The 19,613-nt window shown below is 44.5% G+C and carries 18 protein-coding genes and 3 pseudogenes; 9 read left to right on the top strand and 12 right to left on the bottom strand.

Going from position 1 to position 19,613, the window contains the following annotated elements:
- The first annotated feature begins 77 nt into the window (after positions 1-77).
- Positions 78-1,337, top strand: coding sequence for an RNA-guided endonuclease IscB (iscB, locus tag F6J94_RS08585; protein ID WP_070391698.1), 1,260 nt, complete (start codon positions 78-80; stop codon positions 1,335-1,337).
- 65 nt (positions 1,338-1,402) lie between these two features.
- Here iscB and F6J94_RS08580 read toward each other — a convergent pair whose 3' ends face one another.
- Genes F6J94_RS08580 through F6J94_RS08570 form a run of 3 tightly spaced genes read right to left on the bottom strand, consistent with a single transcriptional unit; the run spans position 1,403 to position 3,650 of the window.
- Complete coding sequence (locus F6J94_RS08580; RefSeq protein ID WP_293039055.1) at positions 1,403-1,639, bottom strand: hypothetical protein; 237 nt, start codon at positions 1,637-1,639, stop codon at positions 1,403-1,405.
- A gap of 42 nt (positions 1,640-1,681) precedes the next feature.
- The gene (locus tag F6J94_RS08575) at positions 1,682-3,106 is read right to left on the bottom strand and encodes an FAD-binding domain-containing protein (RefSeq protein WP_293039052.1); all 1,425 of its coding nucleotides are present in this window, start codon (positions 3,104-3,106) and stop codon (positions 1,682-1,684) included.
- The gene (locus F6J94_RS08570; RefSeq protein ID WP_293019401.1) at positions 3,099-3,650 is read right to left on the bottom strand and encodes an NUDIX hydrolase; all 552 of its coding nucleotides are present in this window, start codon (positions 3,648-3,650) and stop codon (positions 3,099-3,101) included. Before F6J94_RS08570 ends, F6J94_RS08575 begins: the two co-directional genes overlap by 8 nt.
- A gap of 595 nt (positions 3,651-4,245) precedes the next feature.
- Between F6J94_RS08570 and F6J94_RS08565 the strand changes: the two are divergent.
- Together F6J94_RS08565 and F6J94_RS08560 are read left to right on the top strand one after the other, a co-directional pair.
- Positions 4,246-4,740: pseudogene (locus F6J94_RS08565) on the top strand (4-Cys prefix domain-containing protein); the annotation flags it as partial.
- Positions 4,741-5,205: pseudogene (locus F6J94_RS08560) on the top strand (formylglycine-generating enzyme family protein); the annotation flags it as partial.
- Between the two features lie 48 nt (positions 5,206-5,253).
- Here F6J94_RS08560 and F6J94_RS08555 read toward each other — a convergent pair.
- From F6J94_RS08555 to F6J94_RS34185, 6 genes and pseudogenes are all read right to left on the bottom strand, one after another.
- Positions 5,254-6,600 carry a transposase gene (locus F6J94_RS08555; RefSeq protein ID WP_293039049.1) on the bottom strand — a complete coding sequence of 449 codons (1,347 nt, stop codon included), beginning with the start codon at positions 6,598-6,600 and terminating at the stop codon, positions 5,254-5,256.
- A gap of 438 nt (positions 6,601-7,038) precedes the next feature.
- Entirely contained in the window at positions 7,039-7,842 is an 804-nt protein-coding gene (locus F6J94_RS08550; RefSeq protein WP_293039046.1) for a helix-turn-helix transcriptional regulator, read from the bottom strand.
- Between the two features lie 91 nt (positions 7,843-7,933).
- The gene (locus F6J94_RS08545; protein WP_293039043.1) at positions 7,934-8,083 is read right to left on the bottom strand and encodes a hypothetical protein; all 150 of its coding nucleotides are present in this window, start codon (positions 8,081-8,083) and stop codon (positions 7,934-7,936) included.
- Between the two features lie 127 nt (positions 8,084-8,210).
- Positions 8,211-9,380, bottom strand: coding sequence for a transposase (locus F6J94_RS08540; protein WP_293039079.1), 1,170 nt, complete (start codon positions 9,378-9,380; stop codon positions 8,211-8,213).
- A 398-nt stretch (positions 9,381-9,778) separates the two neighbouring features.
- Entirely contained in the window at positions 9,779-10,096 is a 318-nt protein-coding gene (locus F6J94_RS08535; protein WP_293039040.1) for a recombinase family protein, read from the bottom strand.
- Positions 10,097-10,153 (bottom strand): annotated as a pseudogene (locus F6J94_RS34185) (hypothetical protein); the annotation flags it as partial.
- Between the two features lie 194 nt (positions 10,154-10,347).
- On the opposite strand from F6J94_RS34185, the gene F6J94_RS08530 reads away from it, so the two are divergent.
- A complete protein-coding gene (locus F6J94_RS08530; protein WP_293039037.1) occupies positions 10,348-10,965 on the top strand; it encodes a hypothetical protein in 618 nt (205 codons plus the stop codon).
- 387 nt (positions 10,966-11,352) lie between these two features.
- Positions 11,353-12,522, top strand: coding sequence for a cysteine desulfurase family protein (locus F6J94_RS08525; protein WP_293039034.1), 1,170 nt, complete (start codon positions 11,353-11,355; stop codon positions 12,520-12,522).
- 386 nt (positions 12,523-12,908) lie between these two features.
- On the opposite strand, the gene F6J94_RS08520 is transcribed toward F6J94_RS08525, so the two are convergent.
- Entirely contained in the window at positions 12,909-13,055 is a 147-nt protein-coding gene (locus F6J94_RS08520) for a hypothetical protein (RefSeq protein ID WP_293039031.1), read from the bottom strand.
- Positions 13,056-14,673: 1,618 nt separating this feature from the next.
- Between F6J94_RS08520 and F6J94_RS08515 the strand changes: the two genes are divergently transcribed.
- The gene (locus F6J94_RS08515; RefSeq protein ID WP_293039028.1) at positions 14,674-16,638 is read left to right on the top strand and encodes an Rne/Rng family ribonuclease; all 1,965 of its coding nucleotides are present in this window, start codon (positions 14,674-14,676) and stop codon (positions 16,636-16,638) included.
- Entirely contained in the window at positions 16,635-17,267 is a 633-nt protein-coding gene (locus tag F6J94_RS08510; protein WP_293039025.1) for a ribonuclease HII, read from the top strand. Before F6J94_RS08515 ends, F6J94_RS08510 begins: the two co-directional genes overlap by 4 nt.
- Before the next feature lie 31 nt (positions 17,268-17,298).
- Here F6J94_RS08510 and rppA read toward each other — a convergent pair whose 3' ends face one another.
- Positions 17,299-17,973 (bottom strand): two-component system response regulator RppA, encoded by a 675-nt coding sequence (rppA, locus tag F6J94_RS08505; RefSeq protein ID WP_293021979.1) that lies wholly within the window; start codon positions 17,971-17,973, stop codon positions 17,299-17,301.
- A gap of 199 nt (positions 17,974-18,172) precedes the next feature.
- On the opposite strand from rppA, the gene F6J94_RS08500 reads away from it, so the two are divergent.
- Positions 18,173-18,880 (top strand): SDR family oxidoreductase, encoded by a 708-nt coding sequence (locus tag F6J94_RS08500; RefSeq protein ID WP_293021978.1) that lies wholly within the window; start codon positions 18,173-18,175, stop codon positions 18,878-18,880.
- Here the strand turns inward: F6J94_RS08500 and F6J94_RS08495 are convergent, their stop codons facing one another.
- Positions 18,881-19,045 (bottom strand): hypothetical protein, encoded by a 165-nt coding sequence (locus tag F6J94_RS08495; RefSeq protein WP_293039085.1) that lies wholly within the window; start codon positions 19,043-19,045, stop codon positions 18,881-18,883.
- Between the two features lie 4 nt (positions 19,046-19,049).
- Between F6J94_RS08495 and F6J94_RS08490 the strand changes: the two genes are divergently transcribed.
- On the top strand, positions 19,050-19,472 hold the full coding sequence (locus tag F6J94_RS08490) for a FolB domain-containing protein (RefSeq protein WP_293039022.1): 423 nt from the start codon (positions 19,050-19,052) through the stop codon (positions 19,470-19,472).
- The last annotated feature ends 141 nt before the right edge of the window (positions 19,473-19,613 follow it).

Raw genomic sequence — 19,613 nt, 5'->3', positions numbered from 1 at the left:
AAGGCAACCGTGTAGTTAGCTCAACAAGCTTTTACAACATTGTCGAGGCACACCTTACCAACTTGAGGCATTTAACGATGCAAAATTATGTTTTTGTTATTGACGTGAACAAGCAACCATTAAATCCTATTCACCCAAAGAAGGCTCGCCGCCTGCTAGAAAAAGGAAAAGCAGCTGTCTTTAGAATGTATCCATTTACAATCATCTTGAAGACTGCGATCGCTAATCCAGTTATCTCACCTTGCCAAATAAAAATTGACCCGGGTAGCAAGACTACTGGGTTCGCCCTGGTTCGAGACGGGCAAGTTATTTGGGGAATGGAATTAGAACACAGAGGAGGATTGATCAAGAAAAAACTGGAATCTAGAAGAGCTGTCAGACGCGGAAGACGTAATCGCAACACTCGTTACCGAAAGCCCAGATTCCTTAACCGCAAACGACCACAGGGCTGGCTTCCTCCTAGTTTAGAACACAGGATTTTGACAACTGAAACTTGGGTTAAGCGATTAATTAAATTCTGCCCAGTCTGTGAAATCTGGATTGAACGAGTTAAGTTTGACACTCAAAAAATGCTAAACCCTGAAATCAGTGGAGTAGAGTACCAACAAGGCGAGTTAGCTGGCTACGAAGTCAGAGAGTATTTACTCGAAAAGTGGGGGAGAGAATGTACTTATTGCGGGAGGCAAAATGTCCCTCTACAGATCGAGCACATTCACCCAAGATCAAAGGGTGGTAGTAACAGAGTAAGTAATCTCTGTTTGGCTTGCGAAAAGTGTAATCAGCGCAAAGGAAACAAGCCCATAGAAGAGTTTCTAAAAAAGAAACCCAGCCTACTACAAAAAATCAAAACCAAAGCCAAACAACCATTATTGGATGCAGCAGCGGTAAACGCAACTCGGAACAAATTGGTCAAGGTATTGAAAGATACTAAAGTAGTCGTCACTGGAACAGGAGCGCAGACTAAGTACAACAGGACTTGGCTAGGACTACCTAAGCAGCACTGGATTGACGCCGCTTGTGTAGGAAATATTGAAAACTTAGATCTCAAGACGTTACAACCTCTATTTGTTACCTGTAAAGGGCAGGGAGGACGACAGAAAGCGGCTCTCAACAAGTACGGTTACCCTATTAGGCACAACCCACTGAAGCCTGTTAAAGGATGGATGACTGGGGATATAGCGAGACACCAGAAACTGGGCATAGGCAAAGTCACCCCTAGGAGTAAGGGCAGCTTTGGATTCAACCCTCTGGGGATGAAAGGATACAAAAGTTGCAAGCCTCAAGATATTTCGGCGATACACCGGAAAGATGGATACATCTACGGTTTTTGCAAATAACTACCGGTAATTACCAGGGATTAAGCCTCCTAAGCTTTCCTGCCCATGGAGCAAGAAGAGAGTACCTAGGGTGCGTGAGGGGCGCGCCTTGCCCTCATGTTCAACCCCGAGCGCCATTGTTGGGACAGCCCGCCCCGTAACGCACCATCTTTGGCATCGGCATTGCTGAATCTTGGAATCAATAGGAGTAGAGTGGGCATCCTGCCCGCTCGAAAATAAGGAGGAAACTGGCAAGATGCCAGTTCTACACAAGATGCCAGTTCTACACAAGATGCCAGTTCCACGCCTGATGCCCATTCCACCTCACTCTTAAAATCATTCCATTATTAAGCAACGCCTTGGCATCACTGCAATTCCTTATACAATTCCTTAAACCGACGCTGCTGCTGATTATGATCGACAATTGGTGCTGGATACCCACACATTTCGCGATCGCTTTCAGGAATTTTCCCAGTTACCACATACTCCGTATCCACAGAACTCAACTCTGGTAACCATTCCCGAATATACTCACCGTCCGGGTCAAACTTTTTAGCCTGACTAGCTGGGTTAAAAATTCGCAATGGTTTAGGATCCATCCCACTAGAGGCACTCCATTGCCAACCACCATTATTAGCACTCAGGTCTCCATCCCATAACCGCTGCATAAAATACTTTTCCCCCCACTGCCAATTAATAATCAAATCCTTAGTCAGAAAACTAGCAACAATCATCCGACAGCGGTTATGCATCCATCCGGTTTGATTTAACTGCCTCATCGCAGCATCAACGATCGGGTAGCCAGTCTTGCCCTCACACCAAGCTTGAAAGAATTCTGGATTATTCTCCCAGGGAAAATCTTGGAATTTCTGGCGATAAGGCCCTTGTGCTAATTCTGGGAAGAAATACATGGCATGTTGGTAAAATTCCCGCCAAGCCAGTTCCTGTTGCCAAGTTTGGATACTTTGACGAGCTTCATCACTGCGACTCAAATTATAAGCATTCTGAGCGGCCTGCCAAACCGTGCGAATCCCAATCACACCAAACTTGAGAGCAGCACTAAGTTTCGAGGTACCATCTACCCCTGGGAAATTACGTTGTTCCTGATAATCCCCAATAGTGCGATCGCAAAATTTCTCCAGTATCTCTTGGGCTACCTTTTCCCCTGGTGGCACTAACAATTCATTCTCCCAGACATACCCCAAATCTCTAGCACTAGGTAAATCAATCACCCCTGCTGCCAAAGCATGGTCTTGTTCTATTTCCGTCAAGGATTCAACCCTACTCAATGTTGCTACAGGTTGTGCCTTAGATTGACCTTGCCAATTTTTCCAGAAAGGAGTGTAGACACTATAGGGATTGCCAGACTTAGTGAAAATGTCTCCTGGTGCGTGTAATAACTGATCCCAATAGTTATAGACAGCAATACCCTTTTCCTTCAACCCTGCTGCTACAGCTTGATCCCGTTCCTTAGAATAAGGTTCCACATCCCAATTCCAAAAAACAGCTTTAGCCTCCAGAGCAGCAGCTAAATTAGGAATTCCTTGCCTAGGGTCTTGATGTAATATTAATAGTTGGCTACCAGCTTGTCTGTAACTTTGCTGCAATTGTTGTAAGCAGCCAATCATATAAGTTACTCTTGCTGGCGCAATATCATCCCGCTCTAGAATAGTAGGGTCAAGGCAGAAAACACCAACAAGCTTGGGACTGAGCTCAAAACCAGCAGCTAGTCCCACATTGTCAGAAATGCGTAAATCACGGCGATGCCAGAAGAGAATCAGGTTACTCATTCAAGAACGGGCGAGCCATAAAAAAGCTGGAAATAGATTTAGCATCCACTGGCTCACCCTCCAAGATAGCTTGTTCTAACTCCTTTGGTGTCATTAAAACCACCTCTATATCCTCATCAGCATCTTGCTTAGGAGGGGCTTCCAATTTCTCCAAATCCTGCGCCAGAAACGCATAAATGTACTCATCAGAATAGCCAGGAGCAAGGGGAAATTTACCCAAAGATTTCCAGCGATGAGCGCGATAGCCAGTTTCTTCTTCTATCTCCCGTTTAATAGTTTCAGCTGGGCTTTCATGGGATTCTACCGTACCAGCAGGGAATTCCAAAAGACGCCCACTAACAGCAAAGCGATATTGCCGTACGAGTACCAGTTTCCCATCGGGTGTTACCGGTACCGCCAAGGAACCACCAGGGTGACGGATACATTCCCATTGCCCTTCTGATTGATTAGGAAGACGTAGATTATTCACCTCGAAGCTAAATCGTCTTCCTTGGAAAAATAGGTGTTTTTTCAGGAGTTCTGGGGGTTCTTGACCAGGTAGCATAATAAAAATAAAGGATTAAGGCTTAAGACAGTTTAGCCCTTGGAGGAGTTGTGCGATCGCAAATCCCGTCACTGATTCTATCCAATTCCGGCAATTTGTGCCAGGCAAGCACCAAAGCTCTTTCCCCCATGGGCTTTCAGCTTGAGGCTAATGGTTACCGGAGCTAGAGTAAGAGTGAGTGCTTTCCGGATGCCAGTTTTTTCAACTCCAGTTTTTTATACTGTTGTCCCATCTGTGTTTATCAATTCAATAACTAATGTTACCCGCTGCTTATAACTAACTGTTACTACCTTGGCTATTTTACATCTGTATAATGTTTCATATTAACTATGATTTAATATTACTAATCTATCCTAAAAATATTTAATAGCGACATCTTTATTATTTCATAATAATTCGCTGATTTTCATCAGTAATTCAACGGAGTTAAAATTAGCTGTAGTTGGTTATAGTAGTGATACCGTTATATAGCATTTTTAGTTTAGTTGTGAACATAAACTAAAGTAAAGTGCCATCGCGCTTCTGTCCCTCGAAGATTTTTTAGGTTTTGCGATCGCTTAAGTAGCTTGTATCAGTAGCTCGTAGCTAGGGAACCATGAATTGGTGCATTAATCCCGACTGTTCTAAACCTTACAATACAGAAGATACCCGATTCTGCCAAGCCTGTGGTTCGGAATTACTCTTGGCAGAACGCTATCGCGTGATTGGCTTGCTCAGTGACAAAGGTGCTTTCGGTAAGACCTATGAGGTACTTGATCACAACAGTGATCAAAAAAGTAATCACAACACTCTCAAAGTTCTCAAAGTCTTGACTGACTATCAATCTAGAGCAGTTGAGCTGTTTGAGCAAGAACCATGGGTTTTGAGTCAGCTGAATCATCCAGGAATTCCCAAATCAGAAGGAACGTTTATCTTCTCCTGCAGAAACAACGAGATCAACTTGCACTGCATGGTGCTCGAATACATTGAAGGGCTAGATTTAGAGGAGTATCAGCACCAACACAAGAAGCACCCCATTGACGAAACCTTAGCCTTAGAATGGCTATCCCAACTGGTAAAAATTCTCCATGTAGTCCATCAGAAGCACTTTTTCCATCGCGATAAAGGAGATCATCTGCCTGTGGAGCAGATATGTTGGTATGACGCTGTAGAATTTTGTGCCAGAGTGTCTCAAAAAACCGGACGCACCTATCGGCTACCCAGTGAGGTGGAATGGGAATATGCCTGTCGTGCTGGAATTACCACAAAATTTTACTTTGGTCAAACAATTACCACCAATTTGGCTAACTACGATGGTCATCAGACTGACACTGATGGTTCACAGCCAAAGGGTATCTTTCGAGAGAAAACTACGACGGTGGGGAGTTTTCAAGTAGCTAACGCCTTTGGGCTATACGATATGCATGGCAATGTCTGGGAATGGTGTGCTGACCATTGGCATGAAAATCACCAGGGTCCTCCATCGGATGGCAGTGCGTGGCTAAGCAATAATGAGGATCGGGATCGGTTGCTCAGGGGAGGGTCTTGGCTCAACAGTTCCGCCTACTGCCATAGTGATTATCGCAATATGAAGCTTCCCCCACCTGAACGAGGTGGGGGTGTCCTATGCTAATCTAGGGCTAGCCGTAGCCCACAGATCACACAGAGAAGCCCAGCTTCTAGGCGGTCGTCCAAAACTTTTGCTGGAACGACCCTCACTACCATTTCTGTGAGTGAGTTTAAGCACGCCTCTAGCACCGATGTTGTAAGCGCCGTTTAAATCGGCATTGAACCGCTTACCTGAGGAGAAGGTTGCATGGGCATAATTCTTTGAATCACGCTTGACCTTGCCGGAGCCATCAAAGGCGAGTTTGGAGGTGTAAGCCGCCACAACTTCTATTACTTTTCCACCTAACTCAGCCCATTTCTCAAGCGTAAAATCGCGAATTTTTGCCTTTAGCCATCCATGGAACCTTTGCCGGAGGTTAGACCTTTTCCTTCCACCTTTTGGCTTCCATCCCTTAAGGTTCTCAAAAACAATCGCCTCAGAGTTAAACTGATCAGCAATCTGAACAATTCGCTTAGAAACGATGTGGCCAATTTGGTTGTTGATTCGTGCGGCTTTTTGATAGGTTTTAGAGCAGAAACCTTTATGGAGTTTTCCACCCTTTCCCATCGTCTTAGATGCCCGTACAGATACAGATTTTAGTCGCTTGTCCCTGCGGTCTATGTCTCTCCCAGGATGAATAAACTCCCTATGGATTACAGTTCCGCTGTGGGTTACGACTGCTATTGTTGCGGTGGTATTAATCCCTAGATCTACCGCAGTTACGTTGGCTTCTGGTTTCCGTTTTTCTGGTTTGCAGTTAAACGGAACCGATAGATGACAGTACCTTTCATTGAAAATCAACGAAGGGGACATCATCTTATTACTAGCCACCTGATGTCTTTCCCTTAACCCAGTGATTTGGACACCAGTCCAAATCCAATCAGACCCATTAAATACTTTGATTTCGACTTGATCAAAACCGTGTAATTTGTAACACTGCCCCTTGTAGAGGGCTGGGTAACAACCAGTATTAGCATTTAACCGTGGAGGACTAGCATTGCGTCGTTTCCGTGTACCCGACCGCCATTCGCTGTAACGGGTCACATAACTACTAACAAGACCCGCTGCAAATGCGATTGCTGCACGACGGTAATAACTGGGAAATTTGTAAAAGGCTTTATTGAATTGGGGGTATTTGATGTCGGGGCGCTTGGCTGTTTGATGCATCAAGCGCTCAACAGCAGGAGTCAGCAGATCTGCTGTCAAAGAACCTAGATCAGACCAGTGAGTATAAATAATGCCAACCAAATATCGACAAGCACGGCGATACACCTTAACCGTTTCCCCGAAAAGTAGTTTTTGTTCGGGAGTTGGTTTAAGTTGCCACTTATCGGTTCTTATGATTTTATTCGGCGTTTTCACTGGCCTAAAAAACTGGTTTATAGTTAATATTTTAGCCTAGGAAAAGTAAGACGGCAATCATGTAATTTTCGTTTTAGATATTAGCGACTAGTAACGGCCTGCTCCTTAACCCCCACCTGAACGTTCGCGTAGCTTGGCCTACGGCCAGGTGGGGGAATGCGTCGCATTGTTGTTCAATAGTCCGGATGTTACATATATCTCCTTTGGTTTTCGGGTAGTCTGTGACTTGATCTAAACTTTAGCAAAGGGAACAGAGAGCAGGGAGCAGGAAACAGGGAACAGGGAACAAAAATTATCACAATTCCTACACGGATTGCTATTTTGATCTAAACTTTTGATCTAAACTGCACCATTGACGCAACGGTTTATGTGTAGAAAGTTTACTTATCTTCACCGTTGACAGTCAACCGTCAATCGTCAACCGTTAATAAAACCTGGTTAACACAGAACTGAACTAGACTTGCTAGTCACTCCATTACCACTGTCTTCTAAATTCTCAATAAAATGACTCCAAGGTTCTGTGTAAGTTTCTGTGTAAGTTCTCGAAAAATCTAGAATAGGAGTTTCTTGTGCTGACCCGATCCAACCACTCACTGGAGAAATTAACGGGAAAAGCCACTCATAGTAACTCTGGGGAAACGGAGTACTAGAGAGTTCCATGATGCTCTTATAAAATAGCCCAAAGGTTCCTGGGTCAATTTTGTGCTTCTCGACAGCGACTTGGATAAATTCCTCTGGACTCAAGCCTACATAACTTTGGCAGATTGTCACCCAATTCTTTAATCGTCGCCTGGCCTTTAAGCTCAGTGAAATAAATTTCACTCCCTTGAGTTCCTCAAATTTAGGAGACTGATTTAACACCTCCTCTAGGCCGGTGGTATCTGTCGAACCACTGAATTCCCTTTGCAACCGTTTAGCGATCGCTAAATTAATCTCAACTAATTGCTCTACTGGTCGCCACTGAAGCTCTGCCAAAATCTGCTCCATGGAAATAGGTGGTGTCAAAGTAGAGGAACTCGATTTCTGGTTCCGTTCAATGGCTTCGATCGGGTTTTCCTCACTGACCAAGAAGCTGATCAACTCTTCCGTTGTCCAACCAATACCTTTAGCCAGCCTCTCTAGCTTCTCTAAGCTGGGAGTATTATCACAATTCATCCAATTTGTCAAGGTGTTGTTAGTGACATTGACTTGTCTACCAAGTTCCCGGACACTACCAAATTTTTGAGCCAGCACCTTAATCAATTGACTTAGCCTTTGGTGAATTTTGCTGTGTTTTAAGGAACTGTCTTTACTTGTGTCCAATTTTTTTACCACTCTGTTCTGGTGAAATAATTTAACACTTCCCGATCCGGTAAGTGTGGGCTTGGGCGTGGTCATTCTCGGCTTTGGTAGGGAGCACTAGAAATCGAAATTGACCCCAGCTGGCAACCATGCGATCGCATCGCCAGCAGCTAAGCGTAGCGCTATACCACCATCCTGCCAAAACATGAATAGACCATCGCTAATCTTCTCCGTGAAAACTCAGTGGTAACTGCATCATGAATCTTACACAAACCTAGACATTTGGTTTGATGTTCAATTCCTGTTTCATCCTAGGTAGTCGGCTACTTCTAGTCCACAGGCGTTTGATCGATTGCCATCGACAGTGTTCTGTTACCTGGTTCCCAACGCTCTATGTTAATCGCTGCGTTCAAATCCCGGTCTTCAATGTTTCCACAACTGCCACACACATAAACCCGTTCCCTCAACGGCATATCCTGTATGTGGTCACACTTGTGGCATGTTTTTGAACTGGGAAACCACCTGTCTACCAGGGTTAGTTTGAACCCGTGGAATTCTTGCTTGTAGGTCAGCAACTCTGAAAACCGATAGAATCCCAGTAAGGCGATGGCTTCAGCTAACTTGTGATTAGCCAGCATCCCAGACAGGTTCAAGTCCTCAATCTTGATTTCTTGATAGGTCTGCGCTAACCTGGTGGTTTGCTTTTGCAAAAAGTCCTCTCTGATGTTCCCAATGTGTTTGTGTTGCTTCCTCAGTCTTTGATAGTATTTCTGAGCATTCTGACTGGGTTGGGTCTTTGTCTGACCGTTGCCTAACACCTTTTTACGATTGCGCCACTGTAGCAACGATTGCTTGATTTTCGCTTTCTTTATCGATTTGGGCATTTCAATCTTGGTGCGATCGGACAAAGTCGCAAAACACTTAACACCTAGGTCAATTCCGACTTTTTGCTGAGTGTGTTTCATCGCTGGCATTGGGCAAGCATCGACTTTGAAAGAGACAAACCAGTTATCTGCTTCTCTTGAAATAGTAAATGTTTGGGAAATGCAATCGTAAGGAATAGCCTCCTTTAATCTGAACGTCCCCATTGTTGGGATGTTGATGGTCTTCCCAGCTTTTACCAACCGTTTTCCGTTTGAATCATCAACGGTAAAACTGCACTGATGGCGTTTCTTCTTGAATTTAGGCATTTGAGCTTTAATCTTTGGGTTACGCCACCAACTAAAGGCTTTAGCTAGATTCCGAAACGCATTTTGGTAAATCCTAGCTGGATACTTATTGCACCAAGCAAAATCAGGATTCTTCTTAGTCACATTGTTGAACACCTTCTTAATTGTGTTCAACCTCTTGGAATCGGAAGCTTTGATGTCTTCAAACTCCCATGATGATTTCATAATTCCAAGTCCGTAGTTATAAACGAACCGAGAGAACCCTGCACATTGAGATAGCCAGTTGGCTTCCTTGTTGTTGACTTTGAGTTCGCGCTTGATTCCAAACATGGGAGTTTCGACCATTACTTGTACTTCCATTTCTACTTTCGCACAATCCTCCGGACTATCAAGGTTTTTGTTGATTTTTTCTTGAATCGCTTGGAGATACCGACGCAAACCGTACAGCCGACAACAGAAGCAGTGGATGATAGCCATGAGGTCTTCCAGCATCTGCTGCTGGGGACTAAGGAATTCATTGTTGCTGATCGATATAGCAATCCTAAATCATTTGTAAAATCACTCGACTTCTCAAAAACTCAGTCTTTCTCCCTTAGCATCTGCCATCTACCATCTGCCTCCTGCCTTAAAGCAGCCCATTTATTTCACGAATCAGATAGGATTGCTATAATCTCGCCATCGGAGTACTTGGCTAACTGAAGAATCAGGTCAAACGCAAACCTACATAATCAGTCTTTGTGAGCGACGATGATGGTAGAGACCTGCCCGGAAAGCATACCGAATAGTAGATTGAGGAATTTCTTACGTTTGAAGTTCATACTCCCACCAATTTCTGGGATGACTTGATCGATTTTGAGACCAGAGGCATTACAGAAGGTATCCATAGCTTTAACTTGGTTTTCCAGGTCTGGTCTTTGAGAAGGAGATGATACCCGGCAGTACACGATAATAGACCGTTTCATATCATTGGGTAACAAGCCTTTCAATTCGTTGATATGTTTCTGGGTGTAAACTCGGTGCTTTCCTAGTGTCCTGTCTGCAACCAATTTTCCTGATGCATCCCATCGTTGAAGGGTTCTAACCGAGACACCAGTTTGGCAAATTGGTGAGGTCTGTAATGCATAATACTAGACAAGTATGTAGAAGTTTGTCTAGTATTGTCAATAATTTAACGACTAAATCTCAACTCCCCGGTGGGCAAAAGAGTATCTTACGTATAATCACGGTTGTCCAATATTTTTAACAAAATTAGGATGGTTGTGAAAAGGTTTGAACATCTACATTACATCTACACCATATGTTAAAGCATCAGAACTGGGAGAAAAGGGTAACCGCTAAGCAAAGCAATACCCTTGCTCAGGAAAATCAGCAACTCAAAATTAAGTCAGATAAGTGCTACATTCCCATGACAAGTGGCCACGGTGGTTCTTCAACGTTAGTCGGTTGGAAGCAGAAAGTCACTACACAGAAAGTCACTACACAGAAAGTCACTACACAGAAAGTCACTACACAGAATCGAGTGAGTTTCTCGAGCTACCCACTGTGCCCTCCCCGCTACACCAAACCCGAGAAGCCTGTAGCTCCCCAAGAACAATTAAGTAACTTACAAGAAACCTGTGGTAAAATCATTCATCTACTCTGTACATCTGACTATGGGAAACTGACTCAAGATGAATTGAACAGGAAGTGCCGGTATTCAGAAGAGCGACTTGCCCAAGGACTGAAACAGCTTGAGCTTGAAAAAGTAATTGAGTTCAAGTGGGGCATGTGGGTGATCATTAATCATCAACCCATCTGTCCTAAATGCGGTCTCAAAACTCGTGTAGTTAATTCTGCCTTGACACCAGGGAAAATTAAATCAATCTGTTCAACATGTCTCGAGTTAAAGCGTATTCAGTCAAAATTGCCGTTTTGATGAACTGCACTAAATTCTTAAAGGGTGGAGTGGGTTGTGAGGAGAATGAACAGCGAAAGCTGCAAAAAAATGGACAATGGAAAATGAACCATCCATTCTTGATGCAATAGCGAGTGGGGGGAAACCCCCTTTGGCCGACTGCATCGCTTGGGTAATGGGATTTTAACCTGTAGCCCTTGGTGATCTAGGAAAGCAGTCTCAAAAACTGTGGTCCCTATCACCTGATGATGAGGTGATCAGGTGATGGGGAGGAGGTTGATCATAATGTATCCCGTAGCAGTCCTATCAAAATCAGGAAAACCATTAGTGGGACGCAGCATTCCTCCCCTCCTAACTATACGAGTGTAGGCGGAATATCCAGCTGCAATTTTTAACTAACGAAAAACCATGCATCGCCCAATTTACCTAGACTGCCATGCCACAACACCTATGGATGAACGGGTGCTTGAGGCAATGTTACCCTACTTCACTGAACATTTTGGCAATCCATCGAGTATCAGCCATACCTATGGCTGGGAAGCTGAAGCAGCGGTGAAACAAGGGCGTCAGATTCTGGCAGATGCTATCCATGCCACACCGGTAGAGATCATTTTTACCAGTGGTGCCACAGAGGCTAACAATCTAGCCATTAAAGGGGTGGCTGAGGCTTATTTAAGTAAAGGACGTCACCTGATTACCGTGCAAACTGAACACAATGCTGTTCTTGACCCCTGTCACTATTTAGAAACCCTAGGGTTTGAGGTGACATTTCTACCGGTAAAAGATGATGGACTAGTGGATTTAAGCCAGCTAGAGCAGGCTTTCCGTCCTGATACCATATTAGTGTCAGTGATGGCAGCGAATAATGAAATTGGAGTGTTGCAGCCTTTGGCCGAGATTGGGGATCTTTGTCGCCAGCACAATGTACTCTTCCATACAGATGCTGCCCAGGCTATTGGCAAAATCCCCTTGGATGTGCAGTCGATGAAGATTGATTTAATGTCCTTGACAGCCCATAAAATTTATGGGCCAAAGGGGATTGGGGCTCTCTATGTCCGGCGTCGTAACCCCAGAGTAAGGCTTGCACCCCAGCTCCATGGCGGTGGACATGAACGAGGGATGCGTTCTGGCACACTTTATACCCCTCAGATTGTGGGGTTTGCTAAGGCTGTGGAACTGGGGTTAGAAGAACAACCCTCAGAATCTCAACGGTTGATAGAACTCCGGGAGGGTCTGTGGACCACTCTCTCTAAACTAGAAAGTATCCAGATCAATGGTCATCCTACCCAGCGATTATCCGGAAACCTTAACATTAGTGTGGAGGGAGTAGATGGCGCAGCCCTGCTGCTAGGATTACAGCCTGTGGCAGCCGTTTCTTCTGGCTCCGCTTGTTCCTCAGCAACTGTAGCTCCTTCCCATGTACTATTAGCCCTAGGACATCCGGAAAATCTTGCTTATGCCTCCATCCGGTTTGGAATTGGACGCTTTAATACCATGGCAGAAATTGAGCAGGTGGCTGAGCATACGATCACAACGATTCAGTCTCTGCGCCAATCTCAAGCTGTCAAAATTAATTGAACAAAATGGTTGAGCGCAGTCCCTAGGCATATTTTATAATTTGGGTGGGGTAACCGAAACCAGCTTTTAAATTGCAAAGCGTAAGCTTCTAGGCTACGATCACATCGGTACCACAAAGGAGATTTCGCTCCTTAGCTGAACCGCGAAAAGCCCCGCACTTTACCTTTATTGGCTAGGTGTCCTATGGGAAGCGCAGGGTAAGAGTCCCAAAGGATCTTACCAATGTGATATACTAGCAATGGTAGCGATGCAGTGCCGAGCTGCGGGGGTTTCCCCCATTAGCGACTGCATCAAGACAGGGAAGATAAATTAAGAGCTAACCGCCACCTACCAACTAAAAATAGAACGAGTTGTATTGTTCCGGCGCGGAGGGGCACCGCGTGTCGTTAATAATGCTTATCGTTCGCGTAGCGTGGCCTACGGCCTTGTATCCAAAAGCAGTAGCTGGAGTTGCTAAGAAGCCCGTCATGTCCCGTTAGGGCAGCTTCGGGAGATGTCACTAGGCGAATCAACAGGGGATGAGAATATAACACATCCCCAAAAAGGCAAACATATGTGCCTCAAGACCCTAAATCTAAGCAGTAAAGCTGCTGAAACAGGGAGATTCAGGAGATATAGACAGAAACCCTGAAGAATTTCCAGACCTCTGGTCAGGAAATAGTCAGCTAACAAAAAATTAAAACTTTTGGAGAGATTGGTAGCAACTGGGTAGTTTGTGGTAAATCCCGAACAGTGCCGATAAGGGGTCAACTGACTTTCAGCTATCGGAGCTGTGGTTAGCCAAAACCATCGCGCATAGCCTGTTTTAGCTTCCTCCGCGAGAAGCCCCACACCTCAATGCGCAGCATGAGTGTGGGAACGAAGTTACCGCAAGAATAGGGCAGCCTTTATGGTTGGTCGGCTATGCGTAAAAGGGTTAAAACTTTATGATTAAGGCTGCCCTATTCTAAGGTTTCATCTCCGGGATGAATCGCGGGCAGGAACTCTGATAAACAGCCTGAAAAACGTTATAATAAAAATAGCAGGGAAGACAAATTAAGAGCTAACCGCCACCTGCGTGTTTAAAAATAGAACTTTTTGTATTGTTCCGGTGCGGAGGGGCATCCCGTATCGTTAATAAAGCTTACCGAGTATCCTAAGCAATAGCTGGAGTTGGTAAGAAGCCCACACTGAACCGTGCTTGTCAGTGTGGGAGTATGTCACCATAGGTGCGCTTTCCTAATGGGAATTAAATTTGCCACTGGTCACACTTCTTGATGGGGGGAGTGGCTTAACCTCCATTTTTGTATCAGTTATATCAGTGGCAAAGTAATCCGTTGTCTATATTTCAGAGTGCGACTGGATAGAGACAGGGATTCACAAGTGTTAATCAAAATCCTCAGAAAATCGGTTAGAATTATTTGAATCCACAAGAGTCACGTGATCAATTTGTCAGGCTTAACATCCCCCGAAGTCCCTACGGGATTATAGGAAAGGCGAGGCAGATTGCGAGACAATTACACATAGGTGCGCTCTTACTTGGCTATTTAAATTCGCGTGATTGTGCGCTTTACTTTGGCTCGGGAACCCGGGCTTCTTGGGTCGCGCCTTTAGGCAAAGCCCAACGCAGGGCGCGTTCGGGCGCGCACCTCAAAAATTTTCGACTTTGCGACAGAACATCCTACTGGAAAGCGAGTCTTAAAGTAGAGAACTAATGTCGCACCTCCAAGTGGTACAATCAGCAGAGCCGCTACAATCCCATTCACCAAACAAACCCCCTGTCAGCACCCCCCTTTAAACAGACGGGGCTTCGAGACAGTTTCACCGCCATTGACTACAGCCATTGACTACAGCCATTGACTACAGCCATTGACTACAGCCATTGACTACAGTTTTCGATTGACCGTAGGTCACGCTACGCGAACAAACAATGAGCAACAAAATAGTTAAGTGGGCTTTCCGTGATGGCGAACGCGCCCCGCGTGACCTACGGTCAAGGCATTGCTCGCCATCACGGGTCGCACCTCTAGTTATTCATAGTCTATTTATTAGTCTCTGTGGCCGATCAGTTTAATGGCAGTAAATCACCGAACATTTCAGACCTAGAAATAAAGTACGACTCCTATCGTTAACTGTAGGACTAAGCGTACCACGAAGTTTTGAGGAAATTGCATGCCAAAGCAAATTATTATTGCAGAGCAACATCAACTTGCTGCTGTATTTTGGGAAGATCAAATTCAAGAACTAGTAGTTGCCACCGGTAATCACCAGGTCGGTGATATTTATCTCGGCATTGTAGAAAATGTCTTACCGGGTATTGATGCAGCATTTGTCAACATTGGGGATCCTGATCGCAATGGTTTTATTCATGTGACAGACCTAGGACCATTGCGCTTGAAACGCCGGTCTGGTGCGATCACCGAACTGCTGACTCCCCAGCAGAAGGTGTTGGTGCAAGTGATGAAAGAACCTACTGGTAATAAAGGGCCCAGGCTTACAGGTAATATTAGTTTACCCGGTCGCTATTTGGTGCTGATGCCTTATGGCCGAGGAGTAAACTTGTCTCGGCGGATTAAGAGCGAAAGTGAACGTAATCGCCTCAGAGCTCTAGCAATTCTAATCAAACCATCGGGCATGGGAGTGCTGGTGCGCACCGAAGCCGAAGGCAGAGCCGAAGAAGCCATTATGGAAGACTTGGAAAACCTGCAAAGACAATGGGAAGCTGTCCAGCTCGAAGCAACCTCTACCAGAGCACCAGCCCTACTTAATCGGGATGATGATTTTATTCAGCGTGTCCTCCGGGATATGTACACTGCTGATGTTAATCGGATTGTGGTGGATTCTAGTACTGCAGTCAAACGGGTTAAACAACACTTGTTGAGCTGGAGTGGAGGTCAAGCACCAGAGGGGGTCTTGATTGACCATCACCGCGATCGCATGCCAATTTTGGCATACTTCCGGGTCAATGCTGCAATTCGAGAAGCCCTCAAGCCAAGAGTAGATTTACCATCTGGTGGCTACATTATCATTGAACCTACCGAAGCTCTAACCGTAATTGATGTGAACTCTGGTTCCTTTACCCGCTCAGCTACAGCACGGGAAACGGTTTTGTGGACTAACTGTGAGGCAGCAACAGAAATTGCCCGCCAGCTGCGCCTACGTAATCTAGCTGGGGTGATCGTTGTTGACTTTATTGATATGGACACCAGGCGGGATCAGTTGCAGGTTCTCGAACACTTCAATCAAGCCCTAAAAGAGGACAAAGCCCGACCACAGATTGCCCAGCTTTCGGAACTTGGCTTAGTGGAACTGACTCGCAAGCGCCAAGGGCAAAATATTTACGAGTTGTTTGGTAAAACCTGTGCTACCTGTGGCGGGTTAGGACATCTGGCACATCTTCCCGGTGAAGTCGAAGCAGAAGCACTAGAGACCTTAGCACCGATCCCCTTACCGGCGGAGCGAAGCATTCCACAGTTCCCCGAACCTGTAGACTTATCTTCTGAGAATGATAATGATTTGGACTTGCTCAATCACCCCAGTTATCAGGAACGGGGAGCGGTAAATAATCGCCGCCGCCGCCGCCGTCGTATTGATGACCCAGTGATTAGGGAAGAACCAATTACTAGGGGAGTCAATCGGGTGATCTCTGTCTCATCCAACTTTGATGCCATCACAGAACCCGAGGTATCCACCTCAGGAGTAGAAAAACCTCAGCTAGTCAAGTTTGCTCAAGAAAAGGAACCACCAGAATTGGTCAGGGTTGAAATGAGCCCAGAAGAACAAGATGTTTATGCGTTAATGGGCATTTCCCCTATACTAAATTTAGACCGAGAGGTGAAAGATCCTAGGTCAGCAATTATCTCAGTGTTACTGCCGGGAGAAAAAATCGAGGATAATGAAGAAGAATTATCCAATTCAACTACCGATTCAACTACCGATTCAACTACCGATTCAAGTAATAGTCAATCCTCCATCGACGATCAGCTAGAGTTAGAAGAATCAGACTTGGTAGAATCTACTGCTGCCACACCAATTGCAGAAACTGGATCTGATCAACTTATTACTACCAATGGCACCATTAATAGTCCCCCCATAGTGCGCCGCCGCCGTCGCCGCTCTTCAGCATTGGATAAATGACAACGGACAAAGTCACTGAAGTGTTTGAGTTACCGGATAAATCCGGTACTCCTTCCTTAGTGGCTGGAGTAGATGAAGTAGGGCGAGGTGCCTTATTTGGTCCAGTTGTGGCAGCAGCAGTGATTTTACCTGTATCTGTCTTGCCACAACTGGCTCTAGCTGGCGTTAAAGATAGTAAACAGTTGTCCCGGAAGCGACGCCAAAGGCTGTCTGAAGAAATTCAGGGATTGGCACTGGATTGGACTATTGGTTATTCCACTAGTGCAGAAATTGACCAGCTCAATATCTTACAAGCGTCATTGTTAGCTATGAAACGGGCTGTGCTTAAATTAAAAGTTAAGCCCGATATTTGTCTGATTGATGGGTTACACGGGTTGCCAGATTTACCCATACCACAACAGAATATAGTAAAGGGGGATCAGCGATCGCTTCATATTGCGGCAGCAAGTATTGTAGCCAAGGTGTGGCGTGATGATTTAATCATTCGTCTAGCTACCAAGTATTCAGAGTATGATTTGACAGCCAACATGGGCTATGGTACCAAAAAGCATCGGTTAGCACTGCAAAAATACGGACCATGTCGGCTGCATCGCATGTCCTTTAGCCCCTGTAGTCAGGCTAATCAATAAATAAGTTAAATTATTTATTAACAAATAACAATCAACCAAATCGATAACCCTTACCATAAACTGTATGGATCAGGGGGGCGGAACCCTTAATTTCGATTTTGCGACGCAACAAACGAACTAGAGCAGCTAAATTGTTACTTTTTGGGATTTCCTCAGATGGCCACAAATGTTGATAAATTTGCTTGTGGGATAATAATAGACCAACATGGCTCATGAAGTACGCTAGCAGTTGGCTTTCTTTTTCTGATAGCTCAATTGGGCGTCCGTGGCGATAAGCTATTTGATTGGTTAAGTCTAATTCTATTTGTCCAACCCGTAACCGCTGGCTGGGATTGGCATCAGTCGCAGCAGAACGCCGAAGCAGAGCCCGGACTCTAGCGAGTAACTCCCGCAGTTCAAATGGTTTAACTAGATAGTCGTCAGCACCAGCATCTAATCCCATCACTCTGTCATCTACAGTGTCCTTGGCGGTTAGAAAAAGAACTGGGGTAGTGGTGTCATGCGATCGCATTTGTTGGCAAATTTCTAACCCAGAAATGTGCGGTAGCATCCAGTCTAAGATTAACAAGTCATAAGCGCCAAGGGATGCTAACTCATTTCCTGACGCGCCATTATACGCCACATCTACAGTGTAACCTTCACGAGTTAATACCCGAGACAGGGGGTCAGTCAGCTCAATTTCATCATCTACTAAAAGGATACGCATTGATTTTGTTGATAGTTGACGGTTGACGCTTGACTATCAACACAATTATAAGACTTACGCAGCGACTCTATCTGTAGCGTGGGTTATTAACGAAGCCTACTACTTGTAGTTAACAGCCAAGTCATTGATATACTATTTTAGTTAAGATAAAGTTAATCATAGGGTAATTATAATTTAAGGGCTAGAAAGACAAACCAGTATGGCTTGGGCATTGGTTACAGGTGGCACCAAAAGGATTGGTAAAGCGATCGCATTAGACTTGGCGAAACAGGGCTATGATCTAGCGATTCATTACAACCGTTCTCGCCAAGACGCGGAAATCCTAGGGGAACAGATCCAGTCCCTAAACCGAAATTGTCGGTTTTACCAAGCTGATCTAACCTGTGACCAAGATATGCTTAATCTTTTGCCAAGGGTGAAAGCAGATGTTCCTGAGCTTGATGTGTTGGTGAATAATGCTTCTATTTTTGAACCAGCAACCCTCAAAGAAACGGAACTTGACTTGTTTGACAGTCACTTTGCTGTAAACTTTAAGGCTCCGTATTTCTTTACCCGTGATTTTGCTCGTCTTTATCAAAAAGGGAACATTATCAATATTATTGATACCAGAATCAACAAGAATGATTTTTCCTATTCTGCTTACACATTAGCTAAGAAAGCCTTGGCTAACTTAACGGAGATGGCAGCTTTGGAGTTTGCTCCATATATTCGAGTGAATGGAATTTGCCCTGGGTGGATTTTACTTCCAGCCGGGGCAAGTGAACAGTATATCGAAACACTTAGACAAAGAGTACCCATGCATAGCCAGGGCAATGTGGATCAGATTTGTCAGGCTGTTCGCTATTTGCTCTCTAATCAATTTGTTACCGGACAGTTTTTATTTGTGGATGGCGGTCAACATTTGTAATCAACTGTAAGCCGCCCGCTTTTCAATTATAACTGATAACTGATAGCTGACGGCTGATAGCTGACCGCTGATAGCTGACGGCTGATAGCTGACCGCTGATAGCTGACCGCTGATAGCTGACGGCTGATAGCTGACAATAAACTTAATCAAGACTATATACATCAAAAAAATGACAAAACTTACTGATATCACATCAATAAAAGTTAATGATTTCGGGAGGCAAAAACAACACAGTTATGTTGAAGCGCTGCTGGAAATAAAAAATTTAAGACTCCGCACGATAATAGGATTTAATGACTGGGAAAGAAAAACTAAACAAGATGTTGTGATTAATATTAAGGCTGGCTTTACCCCAGGAAATTCTACAAAAAGCGATTGCGTTGAAGATACCCTAAATTATAAAACCCTAAGCAAGCGTGTAATTAAAGCAGTGGAAGAAAGTAAGTTTAATTTACTAGAAAAGCTAACCCAGATGATTTTAGATATTGTAATGGAAAATCCCCGGATAATATGGGCTAAGGTCAAAGTTGATAAACCTTTTGCTTTGCGATTTTCCGATTCTGTGTCTATAGAATTGAGTGCTAAACGATGAATGAAGTGCTAGTGAATGAAGTGGTAGTAAGTGTTGGCTCTAATATTAAACCTCATGAAAATGTAAAATTAGCCAAATATAATTTATCAAAAACTGATAATTTTGTTAATGAATCTCGCTTTTACATAACAGAACCCCTAG

It is taken from the genome of Moorena sp. SIO1F2 (assembly GCF_010672755.1).
GTDB lineage: Bacteria > Cyanobacteriota > Cyanobacteriia > Cyanobacteriales > Coleofasciculaceae > Moorena.
The sequence above is the reverse complement of the archived record's forward strand: the minus strand, read 5'-3'. Positions and strand labels throughout refer to the sequence as shown.

Coding starts and splice junctions, on each gene's coding strand:
- F6J94_RS08530 (WP_293039037.1), top strand. CDS start 10,348: ATGTTAAAGCATCAGAACTGGGAGAAAAGGGTAACCGCTAAGCAAAGC.
- F6J94_RS08525 (WP_293039034.1), top strand. CDS start 11,353: ATGCATCGCCCAATTTACCTAGACTGCCATGCCACAACACCTATGGAT.
- F6J94_RS08540 (WP_293039079.1), bottom strand. CDS start 9,380: ATGTTTGGAATCAAGCGCGAACTCAAAGTCAACAACAAGGAAGCCAAC.
- F6J94_RS08490 (WP_293039022.1), top strand. CDS start 19,050: ATGACAAAACTTACTGATATCACATCAATAAAAGTTAATGATTTCGGG.
- F6J94_RS08575 (WP_293039052.1), bottom strand. CDS start 3,106: ATGAGTAACCTGATTCTCTTCTGGCATCGCCGTGATTTACGCATTTCT.
- rppA (WP_293021979.1), bottom strand. CDS start 17,973: ATGCGTATCCTTTTAGTAGATGATGAAATTGAGCTGACTGACCCCCTG.
- iscB (WP_070391698.1), top strand. CDS start 78: ATGCAAAATTATGTTTTTGTTATTGACGTGAACAAGCAACCATTAAAT.
- F6J94_RS08515 (WP_293039028.1), top strand. CDS start 14,674: ATGCCAAAGCAAATTATTATTGCAGAGCAACATCAACTTGCTGCTGTA.
- F6J94_RS08500 (WP_293021978.1), top strand. CDS start 18,173: ATGGCTTGGGCATTGGTTACAGGTGGCACCAAAAGGATTGGTAAAGCG.
- F6J94_RS08510 (WP_293039025.1), top strand. CDS start 16,635: ATGACAACGGACAAAGTCACTGAAGTGTTTGAGTTACCGGATAAATCC.
- F6J94_RS08570 (WP_293019401.1), bottom strand. CDS start 3,650: ATGCTACCTGGTCAAGAACCCCCAGAACTCCTGAAAAAACACCTATTT.